Origin of the sequence: Kitasatospora sp. NBC_01539 (assembly GCF_045040525.1) — a bacterium.
Lineage (GTDB): Bacteria > Actinomycetota > Actinomycetes > Streptomycetales > Streptomycetaceae > Kitasatospora.
Genome location: NZ_CP109390.1, coordinates 5,765,078 through 5,780,068, shown reverse-complemented (window position 1 = coordinate 5,780,068; position 14,991 = coordinate 5,765,078). Strand labels below are relative to the sequence as shown.

General features: G+C 72.8%; 10 protein-coding genes. All 10 read right to left on the bottom strand.

What is annotated here, in order from left to right; genetic code table 11:
* Nucleotides 1-165: 165 nt before the first annotated feature.
* The 10 genes from OG335_RS24980 to ndk all read right to left on the bottom strand — a co-directional run bounded on the left by OG335_RS24980 (nucleotide 166) and on the right by ndk (nucleotide 14,980).
* A complete protein-coding gene (locus OG335_RS24980; RefSeq protein ID WP_405013345.1) occupies nucleotides 166-3,765 on the bottom strand; it encodes an Rne/Rng family ribonuclease in 3,600 nt (1,199 codons plus the stop codon).
* Nucleotides 3,766-4,116: 351 nt separating this feature from the next.
* Complete coding sequence (locus OG335_RS24975) at nucleotides 4,117-4,881, bottom strand: TIGR03936 family radical SAM-associated protein (protein ID WP_405013344.1); 765 nt, start codon at nucleotides 4,879-4,881, stop codon at nucleotides 4,117-4,119.
* Between the two features lie 139 nt (nucleotides 4,882-5,020).
* Nucleotides 5,021-5,767, bottom strand: a complete 747-nt coding sequence (locus OG335_RS24970) for a hypothetical protein (protein WP_405013343.1) — start codon at nucleotides 5,765-5,767, stop codon at nucleotides 5,021-5,023.
* A 71-nt stretch (nucleotides 5,768-5,838) separates the two neighbouring features.
* Nucleotides 5,839-7,767 carry a TIGR03960 family B12-binding radical SAM protein gene (locus tag OG335_RS24965; protein ID WP_405013342.1) on the bottom strand — a complete coding sequence of 643 codons (1,929 nt, stop codon included), beginning with the start codon at nucleotides 7,765-7,767 and terminating at the stop codon, nucleotides 5,839-5,841.
* Between the two features lie 145 nt (nucleotides 7,768-7,912).
* Nucleotides 7,913-9,112, bottom strand: a complete 1,200-nt coding sequence (gene rodA / locus OG335_RS24960) for a rod shape-determining protein RodA (protein WP_405013341.1) — start codon at nucleotides 9,110-9,112, stop codon at nucleotides 7,913-7,915.
* Nucleotides 9,109-11,331, bottom strand: coding sequence for a penicillin-binding protein 2 (gene mrdA, locus OG335_RS24955; RefSeq protein WP_405013340.1), 2,223 nt, complete (start codon nucleotides 11,329-11,331; stop codon nucleotides 9,109-9,111). The genes rodA and mrdA overlap by 4 nt, the downstream gene beginning before the upstream one ends.
* 52 nt (nucleotides 11,332-11,383) lie before the next feature.
* On the bottom strand, nucleotides 11,384-12,025 hold the full coding sequence (gene mreD, locus OG335_RS24950) for a rod shape-determining protein MreD (protein ID WP_405013339.1): 642 nt from the start codon (nucleotides 12,023-12,025) through the stop codon (nucleotides 11,384-11,386).
* A 2-nt stretch (nucleotides 12,026-12,027) separates the two neighbouring features.
* Complete coding sequence (mreC, locus tag OG335_RS24945; protein WP_405013338.1) at nucleotides 12,028-12,966, bottom strand: rod shape-determining protein MreC; 939 nt, start codon at nucleotides 12,964-12,966, stop codon at nucleotides 12,028-12,030.
* A gap of 129 nt (nucleotides 12,967-13,095) precedes the next feature.
* Complete coding sequence (locus tag OG335_RS24940) at nucleotides 13,096-14,121, bottom strand: rod shape-determining protein (protein ID WP_405015518.1); 1,026 nt, start codon at nucleotides 14,119-14,121, stop codon at nucleotides 13,096-13,098.
* Between the two features lie 445 nt (nucleotides 14,122-14,566).
* A complete protein-coding gene (ndk, locus tag OG335_RS24935; RefSeq protein ID WP_405013337.1) occupies nucleotides 14,567-14,980 on the bottom strand; it encodes a nucleoside-diphosphate kinase in 414 nt (137 codons plus the stop codon).
* Nucleotides 14,981-14,991 lie beyond the last annotated feature (11 nt).

Below are 14,991 nucleotides of genomic sequence, written 5' to 3'. Positions count from 1 at the left end.
AGGAGCCTCCCCCGATCCGGGCTTGCGGGCCGCGATTCGGGAGGTGAGATGCTCGGGAGCAGTGGCGTCAACACGCCGAGGGTCAAGAATACGGACCGGCGCCCCTGGGGGCAAACCGGACCGACCGGGCCCGGGGCGGCGCGTGCCGTCCCGGGCCCCGGGGCGTTACTCGGCGGCGCCGTCACCTTCGGCGGCCGCGGCCTTCTTGGCCGCCGCGCTCGTCCGCTTGGTGGCGGTCTTGCGGGCGGTGGTCTTCTTCGCCGCCGCCGTCGTCTTCTTGGCGACGGTGGTCTTCTTGGCGGCGGCCTTGCGGGGGGCCCGCTTCTTCGGCGCGGGCGCCTCGGCCTCGGCCTCCGCCTCGTCCCCGGACACCGGCGCCTCCGCGGCGGCTTCCTCGGGGGCGGCCTCCTCGGACACGGTCACGGCGGCCTCGGCTACCTCGGTCTGCGGGGCCTCCTCGGCGGCGGGCTCCGCCACCGGCTCGGGGGCCACCTCGGCGGCCGTCAGCGCCGCCTCCATGGCCGCCTCGGCACGGGCGCGCAGCACGACGATCTCGGCCTCGGCGGGCGCCCCGCTCGGCGCGGTCGCCTTGCGCACCGCACGGCGGCGCGGACGGCCCGCGACGGGCGCGGCGGCGGACGGCGCGGTGGCGGCCTCGGCGGCCTCCACGACGGCGGCCGCAGCGGGCTCGGCCTGCACGACGGCCTCCGGCTCGACGGCCTCGACGACCGGGGTGGCCTCGGCGGCCGGGGTGGCCGTCTCGACGAACTCCAGCTCCTCCTCGGCCGTCTCCGGCTCCTCCGGGTGCTCGTCCTCGGAGAGGATCTCGATCTGGGCCTCGCTCTGGGAACCGCCCTTGCCGCGCCGGCGGCGCTTGCTGCTGCCGGTCGGCTCGCCGGAGGCGGGGGTGCCGCCACCGCCGCCGCCGTGGCTGTGCGGCTGGTCCATGTGCACGATGACGCCGCGCCCGTTGCAGTGCACGCACGACTCGGAGAACGACTCCAGCAGGCCCTGGCCGACCCGCTTGCGGGTCATCTGCACCAGACCGAGCGAGGTGACCTCGGCCACCTGGTGCTTGGTGCGGTCGCGGCCCAGGCACTCCAGCAGGCGGCGCAGCACGAGGTCGCGGTTGGACTCCAGCACCATGTCGATGAAGTCGATCACGATGATGCCGCCGAGGTCGCGCAGCCGCAGCTGGCGGACGATCTCCTCGGCCGCCTCGATGTTGTTGCGGGTGACGGTCTCCTCGAGGTTGCCGCCCTGGCCGACGAACTTGCCGGTGTTGACGTCGACCACGATCATCGCCTCGGTGCGGTCGATGACCAGCGAACCGCCGCTCGGCAGCCAGACCTTGCGGTCCAGCGCCTTCATGAGCTGCTCGTCGATGCGGTACGTGGCGAACACGTCGACGTCCGAGGTCCACTTCTGGAGCCGCTCGGTGAGGTCGGGGGCCACGTGGGAGACGTAGTCGTGGATGGTGTTCCACGCGTCGGAGCCGCTGACGATGACCTTGGTGAAGTCCTCGTTGAAGATGTCGCGGACGACCCGGACGGTCATGTCCGGCTCGCCGTAGAGCAGCACCGGGGCGTTGCCGGTGGCGACCCTCTTCTGGATGTCCTCCCACTGCTGCTGCAGCCGCTGGACGTCCCGGGTCAGCTCGTCCTCGCTGGCGCCCTCGGCGGCGGTGCGCACGATGACGCCCGCGTCGTCCGGGACGATCTTCTTGAGGATCTGCTTGAGGCGGGCCCGCTCGTTCTCGGGCAGCTTGCGGCTGATGCCGGTCATCGAGCCCTCGGGCACGTAGACCAGGTAGCGGCCGGGCAGCGAGATCTGGCTGGTCAGGCGGGCGCCCTTGTGGCCGATCGGGTCCTTGGAGACCTGCACCAGCACGGACTGGCCCGACTTGAGGACCGACTCGATCCGGCGCGGGCCGCCGTGGCCGCCGAGCGCGCCGAAGTTGACCTCACCGGCGTACAGCACCGCGTTGCGGCCCTTGCCGATGTCGACGAACGCGGCCTCCATCGACGGCAGCACGTTCTGCACCTTGCCCAGGTACACGTTGCCGACGTACGAGGTCGCCTGCTCCTTGTTGACGTAGTGCTCGACGAGCACGCCGTCCTCCAGGACGCCGATCTGGGTGCGCTCGCCGTTCTGACGGACGACCATGACGCGCTCGACCGACTCGCGGCGGGCCAGGAACTCGGCCTCGGTGATGATCGGTACCCGGCGGCGGCCCAGCTCGCGGCCCTCACGGCGGCGCTGCTTCTTGGCCTCCAGACGGGTGGAGCCCTTGATGGACTGCACCTCGTCCGGGTCGAACGACGGCTCGGTGGAGCGGCGGCGCGGCTCGCGCACCTTCACGACCGTGCGGACGCCGTCCTCGGTGCTCTCGGCCGGCTCGGAGCCGCCCTCGCCACCACGGCGACGGCGACGCCGGCGGCGGCGCGAGGAGGACAGGCCGGCGGCGAGGTCGTCCTCGTCGTCCTCCGGCTCCTCGTCAGCGCCCTCGTCCTCGGCCTGCGGCTGCTCGGCGCCCGCAGCCTCGACGGCCTCCGGCTCCTCGGACTCCCCGCGGCGGCGGCGACGGCCGCCCCGGCGGCGGCGGCGGGACGGACGGTCGTCCTCCCAGTCGCCCTCCTGCTCGGGGCCGCTCTCGGGGGCCTCGACCGGCTCCTGCACCGCGACGGGCTCCTGCGGGCGGGCCACGGGAGCGGGGGCGGCGACCGGGGCGGGTGCGGCGACGGGGGCGGGTGCGGCGGCGGGCTCGGCCGCGGCACGGGCCGGCTGCTGGCGGGTCCGGGCGGGCGTCTGGACCCGGACGGGCGTACGGACCCGGCGGCGGCGGCCGACACCGCTGTACTCGAACTCCTCCTCCGTCCCGGACGAGGAGGGGGCGGCGGCCGGGGCCGCCTTCTCCGCCGCCTTCTCCGCCGCCTTCTCTGCCGGCTTCACCGCCGGTGCGGCGGCAGCGGCCGCGGCGGGCGCGGTGTAGGGCGCGGGCTCCTGGAAGACCGGCGCCTGGAAGATCGCGGTGGACGGGCGGACCGCACGGCGGCGGACCCGCTGCGTGGGCTCCGGCTCGGCGGCGGGCGCCGGCGGCGCGGCCTCGGCCGGGACGGCCTTCGGCTCCTCGGCGACGGCCTCGGGCTCCTCCTCGGCCTCCTCGGCGACCGGCTCGGGCACCACGGGGGCCTGCTCGACGACGCGGCGGCGGCGGGCACGGCGGGCCGGGGCGGCCGGCTCCTCCGCGACGGCCTCGGCGGTCTCGACTGCCTCGGCGGCGGGGGCGGGCTCGACCGCGACGACGGGCGCCTCGACGGGGGTCTCGGCCTCCGCGGCGGGTGCACCGGCCGGGGCCTCGGCACGCTTGCGGGCCCGGCGGGCCCGGACGGGCTTCTCGGCGGGCGCCTCGGCCTCGGCGGCCGCAGCGGCGGGCGCCTCCCCGACCGGGGCCTCGGCCTCGGTCACGACGATCGGTGTGGCATCCGGCGCACCGGCCGGGGCCTCGACGCGCTTGCGGGTCCGCCGGGCCCGGACGGGCTTCTCGGCGGGCGCCTCGGCCTCGGCGGCCGCAGCGGCGGGCGCCTCCTCGGCGGGTGCGTCGGCCGGGACGACGGTCTCCGCGCTCTCGGCGGCGGCACCCTGGGGTGCGCCGGCCGGGCGGGACACCGCGCGGCGCCGGCGGCGCGGCGGGGCGGCGGAACCGCCTTCGGCGGGGTTGTCGGCCGGTTCCGCAGCAGACTGCGGTTCGGTGTTCTCGAGCATGCGGGTGGATCTCCCGTCAGGCCCCCGGGCTCCGCATCCGGGCACGGCTCGACACCTGGGTCACGGTCGGCCACGGAAATGGCGGGCCAACTCCCACGGTGCCGCCGTGCGGACGCGAGGCCGCACAGGAGCTCGTAGTCTCGCTCGGCGTCCCGCACGGTGCGGGATGTCGAAAGTCTTCTGGTCTGACCAGTTGTTCTCTGTTGTCAAGGCCGGGCCTCGGGGCCCGTCTGCGTACGACGACGCTCGCTCCCCTGGGAAGCCGCGGGGACCTGTGGAGCCACGGCCCGGTGGCGGGCCCTGGTTCCCTGCCCGCTCGGCGGTCGGCGAAGGCGTACGGCCCTGCGGCCGTCAGAGGCCTGCCGGGGCCGCAGCGCGATCGAGCGCCAGCGGGTCGGTCACCGTGCCGGACTCCTCGTCGAGCGGCCCCTGCGCCAGCCTGGTCACCTCAGCGGGGACCGGCGGCGCCAGGTCGGCCGTTGCACGGAGACCGGACAAAACGTCGTCGGGTCGTACGGCGGGTGTGGCGTGTCGTACTACCAGCCGCAGTATCGCACAGGCTGCGCCCTGACGAACATCGTCGGCACTGTCTGTGGCAGTGTCGTTACCATCGCCGACCTGCGGCGGGAGGACGGCGAGCGCCGCCACGGCCCCACGGGCGTCGAACACCCGCATACCGTTCTTGGTCAGACGCTTCACCTCGACCTGCTCCGCCGCAAGGAACTCGGCCACCGCACGGGCCGCCTCGGCGGGCTCGACACCGACCAGCCGGAGCTGCCACTCGGAGGCCTCCAGGCGCTCGACGAAGTGGGCGGTGCGCACCTCGACGGCGTCGATGACGTCCAGGCCGGGCGGCAGGGAGGCGTCCAGCCGGGCACGGAGCGCCTCCGGGTCCAGCACCTCGGTGAGACCGATCTCCAGGTACTCCGCCTCGCTGGCGACCCCGGTCGGTGCGGCGTTGGCGTAGCTGACCTTGGGGTGCGGCGTGAAGCCGGCCGAGTACGCCATGGGGACGGCCGAACGGCGGAGCGCGCGCTCGAACGCCCGCTGGAAGTCCCGGTGGCTGGTGAAGCGCAGACGGCCGCGCTTGGTGTAGCGGAGACGGATGCGCTGCACCGTCGGCGCGGGCGGCGGACCGTCGGGCGTGCGGCGTGCCAGGGCTGCTCAGTCCTTATGTCGGTGTCCCGTCCGGCCGCGGGCGGCCGGGTGTCTGTCAGGACAAGGGTACGCGCCCGGGCCCGCCGCCCCGACCGGGTCACCCCAGAAGGACCCGCCGCACCTCGCGCACCACGCCCTGGATCTCCACCTTCACCGGCCACCACACCTCGCGCCGCACCCAGCGGCACGGCCGGACCACGAGGAACCGCCAGAGCCGTCCGCCGATCCGCCACGCCCGGACGATCGCCCGCCCGGTCTCCCGGAGCACCGGGTACAGCACCACCCGCCAGCACCACGCCAGCGCCGCACCCAGCACCCGCAGACACCACAGCAGCGCCGCACCCAGCGGGCGCAGCACCCACCTCGCCAGCCAGAGCAGCGGCGCCACCACCAGCACCCGCCAGCACCAGGCCAGCGCCGCACCCAGCACCCGCAGACACCACAGCAGCGCGCGCCCGAACGGGCTCAGCACCCACTCCCCCAGCCAGAGCAGCGGCAGGAGTACCAGCACCCGGCCGAGCGGCGCCAGGATCCACCGGTACGCCCACACCGCGGGCTCCACGACCAGCACCCGGCCCAGGAGGGTCAGCGCCACGCCCACGGCCCGCACGGCCGCCACCAGGGCCCGTACGAGGGGCACCAGCACCCGGCGGCAGACCCACCCGGCCGGCACGACCACCAGCACCCGCAGGCACCACAGCAGGGCCGCGCCCAGCGGGCGCAGCACGACGAGCAGCAGTTCCCCCGCGAAGCGCAGCGGCACCACCACGAGCAGCGCGAAGATCCGTGCGGGCACCCGGATGCAGGCCACCAGGCAGCCCTCGGCGGGTCGTTCCTTCTCCATCGGTCTCCTCGTCACGCAGCGGCCCTCCCCGGCGAACACGCCGGGGAGGGCCTGGAGGTTGCGTGACGGTGCTAGGGCTTGACCACGCTCAGCGGCAGCAGCTTCTGTCCGGTCGGGCCGACCTGGATGTGGGTGTCCATCTGCGGGCAGACGCCGCAGTCGAAGCACGGGGTCCAGCGGCAGTCCTCGACCTCGACCTCCTCCAGGGCGTCCTGCCAGTCCTCCCAGAGCCAGTCCTTGTCGAGGCCGCTGTCCAGGTGGTCCCAGGGCAGCACCTCCTCGTAGGTGCGCTCGCGGGTGGTGTACCAGTCGACGTCGACGCCGGTGCCGGCGAGGCCCTTCTCCGCGCTGGCGATCCAGCGGTCGTACGAGAAGTGCTCGCGCCAGCCGTCGAAGCGGCCGCCGTCCTCGTAGGCCGCGCGGATGACGGCGCCGATCCGGCGGTCGCCGCGGGAGAGCAGGCCCTCGATGATGCCGGGCTTGCCGTCGTGGTAGCGGAAGCCGATGTTCTTGCCGAACTTGCGGTCGTTGCGGATCGAGTCGCGCAGCTTGGTGAGGCGTGCGTCGGTGTCCTCGGCGGAGAGCTGCGGCGCCCACTGGAACGGGGTGTGCGGCTTGGGCACGAATCCGCCGATGGAGACGGTGCAGCGGATGTCGTTGGTGCCGGTGACCTCGCGGCCCTTGGCGATGACGTTCTTCGCCATGGTGCCGATCTGGAGCACGTCGTCGTCGGTCTCGGTCGGCAGGCCGCACATGAAGTACAGCTTCACCTGGCGCCAGCCGTTGCCGTAGGCGGTGGCGACGGTGTTGATGAGGTCCTCTTCGGACACCATCTTGTTGATGACCTTGCGGATGCGCTCGCTGCCGCCCTCGGGGGCGAAGGTGAGGCCGGAGCGGCGGCCGTTGCGCGAGAGCTCGTTGGCCAGGTCGATGTTGAACGCGTCGACGCGGGTCGAGGGCAGCGACAGGCCGACCTTGTCCTCGGCGTAGCGGTCGGCGAGGCCCTTGGTGATGTCGGCGATCTCCGAGTGGTCGGCGGAGGAGAGCGACAGCAGGCCGACCTCCTCGAAGCCGGTGGCCTTGAGGCCGCGCTCGACCATCTCGCCGATGCCGGTGATGCTTCGCTCCCGCACGGGGCGCGTGATCATGCCGGCCTGGCAGAAGCGGCAGCCGCGGGTGCAGCCGCGGAAGATCTCCACGGACATGCGCTCGTGCACCGTCTCGGCGAGCGGCACGAGGGGCTGCTTCGGGTAGGGCCACTCGTCGAGGTCCATGACGGTGTGCTTGCTGACCCGCCACGGCACGCCGGGGCGGTTGGGCACCACGCGGGCGATGCGGCCGTCCGGCAGGTACTCGACGTCGTAGAAGCGCGGCACGTAGAAGCCGCCGGTCCGGGCGAGGCGCAGCAGCACCTCGTCGCGGCCGCCGGGGCGTCCTTCGGCCTTCCAGGCGCGGATGATCTCCGTCATGTCGAGGACGGCCTGCTCGCCGTCGCCGACGACGGCGCAGTCCAGGAAGTCCGCGACGGGCTCGGGGTTGAACGCGGCGTGGCCGCCGGCGAGCACGATCGGGTCGTCGAGGGTGCGGTCCTTCGACTCCATCGGGATGCCGGCGAGGTCGAGCGCGGTCAGCATGTTGGTGTAGCCGAGCTCGGTGGAGAACGACAGGCCGAACACGTCGAAGGACTTGACCGGCCGGTGGCCGTCGACGGTGAACTGCGGCACGGCGTGCTCGCGCATGAGCGCTTCGAGGTCGGGCCAGACGCTGTAGGTGCGCTCGGCGAGGACGCCCTCGCGCTCGTTCAGCACCTCGTAGAGGATCATGACGCCCTGGTTGGGCAGGCCGACCTCGTAGGCGTCGGGGTACATCAGGGCCCAGCGCACGTCGCAGGCGTCCCAGTCCTTGACGGTCGAGTTGAGCTCGCCGCCGACGTACTGGATCGGCTTCTGGACGTGCGGGAGGAGGGCCTCCAGGCGTGGGAAGACCGATTCGACTGGCATGCGGTGAGCCCTTTGAGACGTGGACGGGGTGATCCTCAAGGGTAGCCGAACCGGCCGGTGCGATTTCTCGCCCGAACGCCGCCGCCCGTCCGGAACGGGTCCGGACGGGCGGGGCGGGCGGGTCGTGCGGGGCGGGGACCGCTGGTCAGATCCCTATCGGCCGCTGGGAGCGGACGGACTGCAGGAGCCCTATGCCGATCCAGACGGCGAACATCGAGGAGCCGCCGTAGGAGACGAACGGCAGCGGGATGCCCGCGACGGGCATGATGCCGAGGTTCATGCCGATGTTCTCGAAGGCCTGGAAGGCGAACCAGGTGATGACGCCGGCGGCCAGCACGGTGCCGTAGAGGTCGGTGGCCTGCCGGGCGATCCTGCAGCCGCGCCAGAGCACGACGCCGAGCAGGGCGAGGAGGGCGATGCCGCCGACGAACCCGAGCTCCTCGCCGGCGACGCTGAAGACGAAGTCGGTCTGCTGCTCGGGGACGAACTGGCCGGTGGTCTGGAAGCCGTGGAACAGGCCCATGCCGGTGAGTCCGCCGGAGCCGATGGCGATGCGGGCCTGCGCGGTGTTGTAGCCGACGCCGCCGGGGTCGAGGGTGGGGTTGGCGAAGGCGGCGAAGCGGTCGATCTGGTACTTGCTCAGGACGCCGAGCTTCCACACCAGGAGTGCTCCGGCGCCGCCGGCCGCGATGAGGCCGAAGACCCAGCGCCGGGCGGCGCCGGAGGCGAGCAGGATGCCCATGATGATGACGCCCATCACCATGACCGAGCCGAGGTCGGGCATCAGCATGATGACGGCCATCGGGAGGGCGGCGATGGCGAGCGCCTGGATCACGCTGCGCGAGGAGGGGAACTCCCGCTCCCCCGCGTCGACGCGGGCGGAGAGCACGACGGCCATGCCCATCACGATGGAGAGCTTGGCGAACTCGGCGGGCTGCAGCGAGAAGCCGCCGCCGAACTGGATCCAGGAGTGCGCGCCGTTGATGGTCGAGCCGAGCGGCGTGAGGGTGGCGACGAGCAGCAGCAGGACGCCGATGTAGACGAACGGCACGGCCGTGCGCAGCCGGCGTGTCCCTATGGCGACGGTGACGGCGCACAGGGCGACGCCGATGAGGGTGTTGGTGAGGTGGCGGTAGAGGAAGTACTGCGGGTCGCCGTGGGTGAGGGCGTCGCGGCCCCGGGTGGCGGACCAGACGAGCAGGGAACTCCCGAGGGAGAGCGCCAGCGCGGCCAGGACCATGATCCAGTCCATCCGGCGCAGCGGCGCGTCCTTCGCGAGGACCCGGGAGATCGAGCCGCGGGGCGGGGCGAGCCGCACGTTGCGGTACGAGCCGTAGGAGGTCATCCGCGGCTCCTTCCGGGGGTGCGGGCGGGTTCCAGGGCGGCGAGGGCCAGGGTGGTGGTGCCGCCTGCGCCGCCGGTGGCGGGGGTGGGGTCGAGGAAGGCGCGGGTGCCGGAGTACGCGGCCTGGAGGATGGCGGTGCCGTCGGGGTTGAACTTGGGGAGCTCGGCCTGCGGCTTGGGCAGCAGGGCCTTGCCCCCGTCGACGTTGCCCTTGTCGTCGACGCCGTAGAGCGCCTGGTAGATGCGTCGCACCGAGTCGCCGGAGCCTCCGGAGCCGGTGCCGCCCTGGCTTATCGTCATCACGACCGCGTAGTCGTCGCTGTAGGTCGTGAGCCACGAGGTGGTCTGCTTGCCGTTGACCTCGGCGGTGCCGGTCTTGGCGTGCAGCTGGATCTTGTTCTGGGGCCAGCCCGCGCCGGTGAACTTCCAGGCGGCGGTGCCGCTGACGACGACGCCGGCGGTGGCCTGGTCGATGTACTGCAGCAGCTTGCCCTGGGCGGGGATCTTGCCGTCCTCGTGCGGGGCGATGTCGCGGACGAGCTTGCCGTCCGGGCTCATGATCGCCTTGCCGACGCTGGGGCGGTAGAGCGTGCCGCCGTTGGCGAGGGCGGAGTAGATGCGGGCCATCTGGAGCGGGGTGACGAGGGTGTCGCCCTGGCCGATGGCGAAGTTGACGGCGTCACCGGCGCGCATGACGTTGCCGTCCTGGCAGTTCTCGCGGGCGATGAGGTCGGCGTACTCCTTGCCGCCCTTCGCGGCCTGCTCGCACCAGGAGGTCTTGTTGGCGTCGTAGAAGGCCTGCTTCCACTGCCGGTCGGGCACCCGGCCGGCGACCTCGCTCGGGAGGTCGACGCCGGTCTTGGCGCCGAGGCCGTACTGGTGGGCGGTCTTGGTGAACCAGTCGGCCGGGTTCTTCGGCTTGATGCCGCCGTCCTTCAGCCACTGGTCGTAGGAGAGGTGGTAGAAGACGGTGTCGCAGGAGATCTCCAGCGCCTTCTCCAGGGAGATGTCGCCGAAGCTCTCGCCCTCGAAGTTGTTGAAGACGCGGCCGCCGATGGTCATGCTCGGCGGGCAGGGGTAGTGGCCGTCGAGCGAGTAGCCGGCCTGGACGGCGGCGGTGGTGGAGATGACCTTGAAGGTCGAGCCGGGCGCGGAGAGCCCCTGGATCGCCCGGTTGATCAGCGGGTAGTTGGAGTCCTTGTCGGTGAGCGCCTGGTAGTCGCCCGCGGAGATCCCGCCGACCCACAGGTTGGGGTCGAAGGTCGGGGCGCTGGCCATGGCGACGATCCGGCCGGTGTGGACGTCCATGACGACCGCGGCACCCGAGTCGGCCTCGTAGTTCTTGTGGGTCTCCTTGTCGTAGACCTTGCGGGCGTCGGTCATGGCGCGCGCGAGCTGGTCCTCGACGACCTTCTGGACCTTGGCGTCGATGCTGGTGACGAGGTTGTTGCCGGGCTGGGCGGGGGTGGTGCCGGCGCTGCCGATGACCCGTCCGAGGTTGTCGACCTCCAGCCGGTCGACGCCGGTGGTGCCGCGCAGGTCGTCGTCGTAGACGGATTCGAGGCCGGCCCGGCCGATCTGGTCGGACGGCAGGCGGCGTTCGCGGCCCTCCAGGTCGGCGCTCTTGGTGACCTCGTCGTCGGTGACCGGCGAGAGGTAGCCGAGCACCTGGGCGGCGCTGGCGCCCTCGGCGCCGGTGTAGCGGCGGACGGCCGTGGGCTGGGCGGTGACGCCGGGGAAGTCCTCGCGGCGCTCCATGATCTGCATGGCCTGCTGCGTGGTGGCCTGCTGCGTGACCGGGATCGGCTGGTAGGGCGAGCCGTTCCAGCAGGGCTTGGGCGTCTTGGCGTCGCACAGCCGCACCTTGGCCTGGACGTCCTTGGCGGGAAGTCCGAGCACCTCGGCGAGGCGGCCGAGCACGGCCTTGCCGCGGTCCTTCTGCTGGAGCAGGGAGGTGCGGCTGACGGAGACGACGAGCTTGGTCTCGTTGCCGGCGAGCACCCGGCCGGAGGCGTCGAGGATCTCGCCGCGCACGGCGGGCTCCACGACCTCCCGGATGTGGTTGCCCTGCGCCTGCGCGGCGTACTGGCTGCCCGTGCGGATCTGCAGGTACCAGAGCCGCCCGCCGAGGGTGGCGAGCAGCGACAGCACCAGGATCTGCAGCACCACGAGACGGATCGTCACCCGTTGGGTGCGTCCGGTCTCCGGGATGTTGCTCACTGGGGGGACTCCTCCTCGGAGGTCTGCGGTGTCGGGAGGTGGGGCCGGCGCCTCAGGGGCGGCGGGCGAGGCCGAGGACGCGGCGCTTGCGCGGGCCGGCCGGCATCGGCGAGGACTCCCGGGTGGTCTTGTAGCGGGCGAGGCTGCCGAGCCCGGAGCCGCCCGGGTCCTCCGTCTCGGTACTGCCCGCGCCGCGCTCGAAGCGCCTGGCGAGGAACATCACCGCGGGCACCACGAAGGGGGCCAGCAGGACGTCGTACAGCAGGGCGCTGAACACGAGCCCGCCGAGCCCGACGTGACGGGCCGCCGTGTCGCCGACGAGGGCACCCACGGAGGCGTACAGCCCGGTGGAGACGACGGCGGCGCAGGCCACGACCAGCAGGGCGCTGACCGCGGACCGCTGCCGCCCGCCCTCGGGGCGGAGGAGCCCGGCGGCGTAGCCGACGAGGCAGAGCACGAGGGCGAACCGGCCGACGGCGTGGTCGGACGGCGGGGCGAGGTCGGCGAGCAGGCCCGCGGCGAAGCCGGCCAGGCAGCCGCCGGCGGGGCCGTAGACGAGCGCGAGGCCGACGACGACGAGCATGAGGAGGTCCGGGGTGGCTCCCGGCAACTGGAGCCGGCCGAGCACGCTGACCTGGACGACCAGGCCGAGCAGCAGCAGGACGGCGGAGAGCAGGATGCGGTTCACACGCACGGTCAGTTCCCCCCGGCAGGTGTGGCGGACGTGGTGGACGGCTGCGCCGGGGCGGCGGCGGGGGCGTTCGCCGCGGCGGTGGGCTTCGGCGGCAGCACCTCGTCGCGCGGGTCGCTGCGCGGCGGCACCACGACGACGCCGACCAGGTCGAGCCGGGTGAACTGCACGTACGGCTCGACGAGGACGGTCTTGGTGAGCTGCCCGGGCGTCGCCTGGACCTCGACGACGCGGCCGATGGGCACGCCGGGCACGAACGGGCGTCCGCTGCGGGAGCCGAAGGAGACGACCCGGTCGCCGGTCTTGACCTGGGCCTTGCCGTTGAGCAGCTGCACCTTCATCGGCGCGGTGCCCTGGCCGGCGGCGAAGCCGATCTCGTCGCTGCCCTCCATCCGGGTGCCCGCGGTGAAGCCGGGGTCGGAGGCGAGCAGCACCGTGGCGGTGGTCGGGGCGACCGTGGTGACCCGGCCGACCATGCCCTGGCCGTTGATGACGGTCATGTCGCGGGTGAGGCCGTCGTCGCTGCCGGCGTCGATGGTGATCGTCCAGGAGAAGCCCTGGGCGGCGCCGAACGCGATGACCTGGGCGGCCTTGATGGTGTAACCGCCCTTGCCGGCGGTGCCGAGCAGGTCGTCGAGCTGCTTGGTGCGGCCGGCGGCGGTGTCGGAGGAGGCGAGCCACTGGCGCAGCTCGGTGTTCTCCTTGGTGATCTGGTCGAGGCGCTGCTGGTGCGTCGAGGCGTCGCGGACGGCGCGGACGGTGCCGGCGACCGGGTCGACCACGCCGGAGGCGGCACGCTCGACCGGGCCGAGGGCCTCGGCCGCCACCCGGCGGACCCCGCCGAGCGGCGAGTCCTCGCCGCCCTTGATGTCGACGGTGATCAGGGCGAAGGCGACCGCGACCAGCAGGATGAGCAGTAGTCGGCTCTCTCGAGTGTCCCTCACGGTGCTGGAGCGCCCCTTCGTTCCCTGGTACCGGTTGTTCAGTTGGATGGGTGCGGCGCGCGGGTGCCGCGTGTGCGGCGGGCCCGGGCCGCGGTGGTGCGGCGGCGGGCTGCCGCCGCACGTGGTGGGTCAGCGCCGCGGCTGGGCGTCCAGCACCTGCTGGAGTGCCTCGAACTCCTCGACGCACTTGCCCGCCCCGAGCGCCACCGAGTCGAGCGGGTTCTCGGCGATGTGGATGGGCATGCCCGTCTCGCGGCGCAGCCGCTCGTCGAGGCCGCGCAGCAGGGCGCCGCCGCCGGTGAGCACGATGCCGCGGTCCATGACGTCGCCGGCGAGCTCCGGCGGGCACTGGTCGAGCGTGGTCTTGACGGAGTCGATGATCGAGTTCACCGGCTCGTCGATGGCCTCGCGGACCTCGGCCGCGGAGATCACGACGGTCTTGGGCAGGCCGCTGACGAGATCGCGGCCGCGGATCTCGGCGTGCTCGTCCTTCTCGCCCTCCAGCGCGAAGGCGGAGCCGATCGACATCTTGATCTGCTCGGCGCTGCGCTCGCCCAGGAGGAGGCTGTACTCCTTCTTGATGTGCTGGACGATCGCGTTGTCCAGCTCGTCGCCGGCGACGCGCAGGGACTGCGCGGTGACGATGCCTCCGAGGGAGATCACGGCGACCTCGGTGGTGCCGCCGCCGATGTCGATCACCATGTTGCCGGTGGGCTCGTGGACGGGCAGGCCGGCGCCGATCGCCGCGGCCATCGGCTCCTCGATGATGTGCACCTGGCGGGCACCGGCCTGGGCGCTGGCCTCGATGACGGCGCGGCGCTCGACCCCCGTGATGCCGGAGGGCACGCAGACGACGACCCGGGGGCGGGCGAGGTAGCGGCGCCGGTGGATCTTGAGGATGAAGTAGCGGAGCATCCGCTCGGTGATCTCGAAGTCGGCGATGACGCCGTCCTTGAGGGGCCGGATGGCGACGATGTTGCCCGGGGTGCGCCCGATCATCTTCTTCGCCTCGGCGCCGACCGCGAGGATGCCGCCCGTGTTGGTGTTGACCGCCACGACGGAAGGTTCGTTGAGGACGATCCCCTTGCCCCTGACGTACACCAGCGTGTTGGCAGTGCCGAGGTCGATCGCCATGTCACGGCCGATGAACGACAGATTGTTGGCCATGGGGTGTGCAGTGCCTTCCCGAGCTCGGTGTGCATGTGCGGGGGGTGGGCCGATCGCGCGCGCCCACGACAGGGCTGACATCAGCTGAGGAGCGGTACCGGGCCCTTGAGTTGCGACCATCGTAGCCAGGCCTGTTCACCGCGGACCGCGAGGTACGGCATGCTGGCCATTCTTAGACGGAGGATGTGCTACTCACGGGATTGGGACGCCGTGTCGGCGGTCCGGGTTGCGCGTTCCGGTGAGGATTTCGTGGAACTCACCTGGTCGGGCCAGGCCGGGTTGCACCCGGCCCGGCCCGGGGGTCCGCCGCGTGCGACACCGGATCGTCAGGCATGCGCGGGGTGGGGCGTGCGCGGGGATCCGGGTGCCCTGGTCGGACGTGTGCGGGCCGGACGTGCCCTGGTCGGACGTGGGCGGGTCGGACGTGGGCGGGTCAGACGTGGGCGGGGAAGAAGATCTTGATCTCGCGCTCGGCCGACTCGGCCGAGTCGGAGGCGTGGATCAGGTTCTCGCGGGTGATCGTGGCGAAGTCGCCGCGGATGGTGCCGGGGCCGGCCTGCAGCGGGTCGGTCGCACCGGCCAGCGCGCGGATGCCGGGCACGACGTTCTCGCCCTCGACGATCAGGGCGAGCGACGGGCCGGAGGTCATGAACTCCAGCAGCGGCTCGTAGAAGGGCCGGCCGACGTGCTCGGCGTAGTGCTGCTCCAGCGTGGCACGGTCGAAGGTGCGCAGTTCGACGGCGGCGAGCCGCCAGTTGGCCTTGCGCTCGATACGGCTGATGATCTCGCCGGCCAGGCCGCGCTCGACGGCGTCGGGCTTGAGCAGGACGAGAGTGCGCTGGGACACGGTGCGGCTCC

What these genes read in the sequence shown, in the direction of transcription:
- rodA (WP_405013341.1), bottom strand. Translation starts at nt 9,112, where the DNA reads ATGACCTCCTACGGCTCGTACCGCAACGTGCGGCTCGCCCCGCCCCGC.
- OG335_RS24970 (WP_405013343.1), bottom strand. Translation starts at nt 5,767, where the DNA reads ATGGAGAAGGAACGACCCGCCGAGGGCTGCCTGGTGGCCTGCATCCGG.
- OG335_RS24965 (WP_405013342.1), bottom strand. Translation starts at nt 7,767, where the DNA reads ATGCCAGTCGAATCGGTCTTCCCACGCCTGGAGGCCCTCCTCCCGCAC.
- OG335_RS24980 (WP_405013345.1), bottom strand. Translation starts at nt 3,765, where the DNA reads ATGCTCGAGAACACCGAACCGCAGTCTGCTGCGGAACCGGCCGACAAC.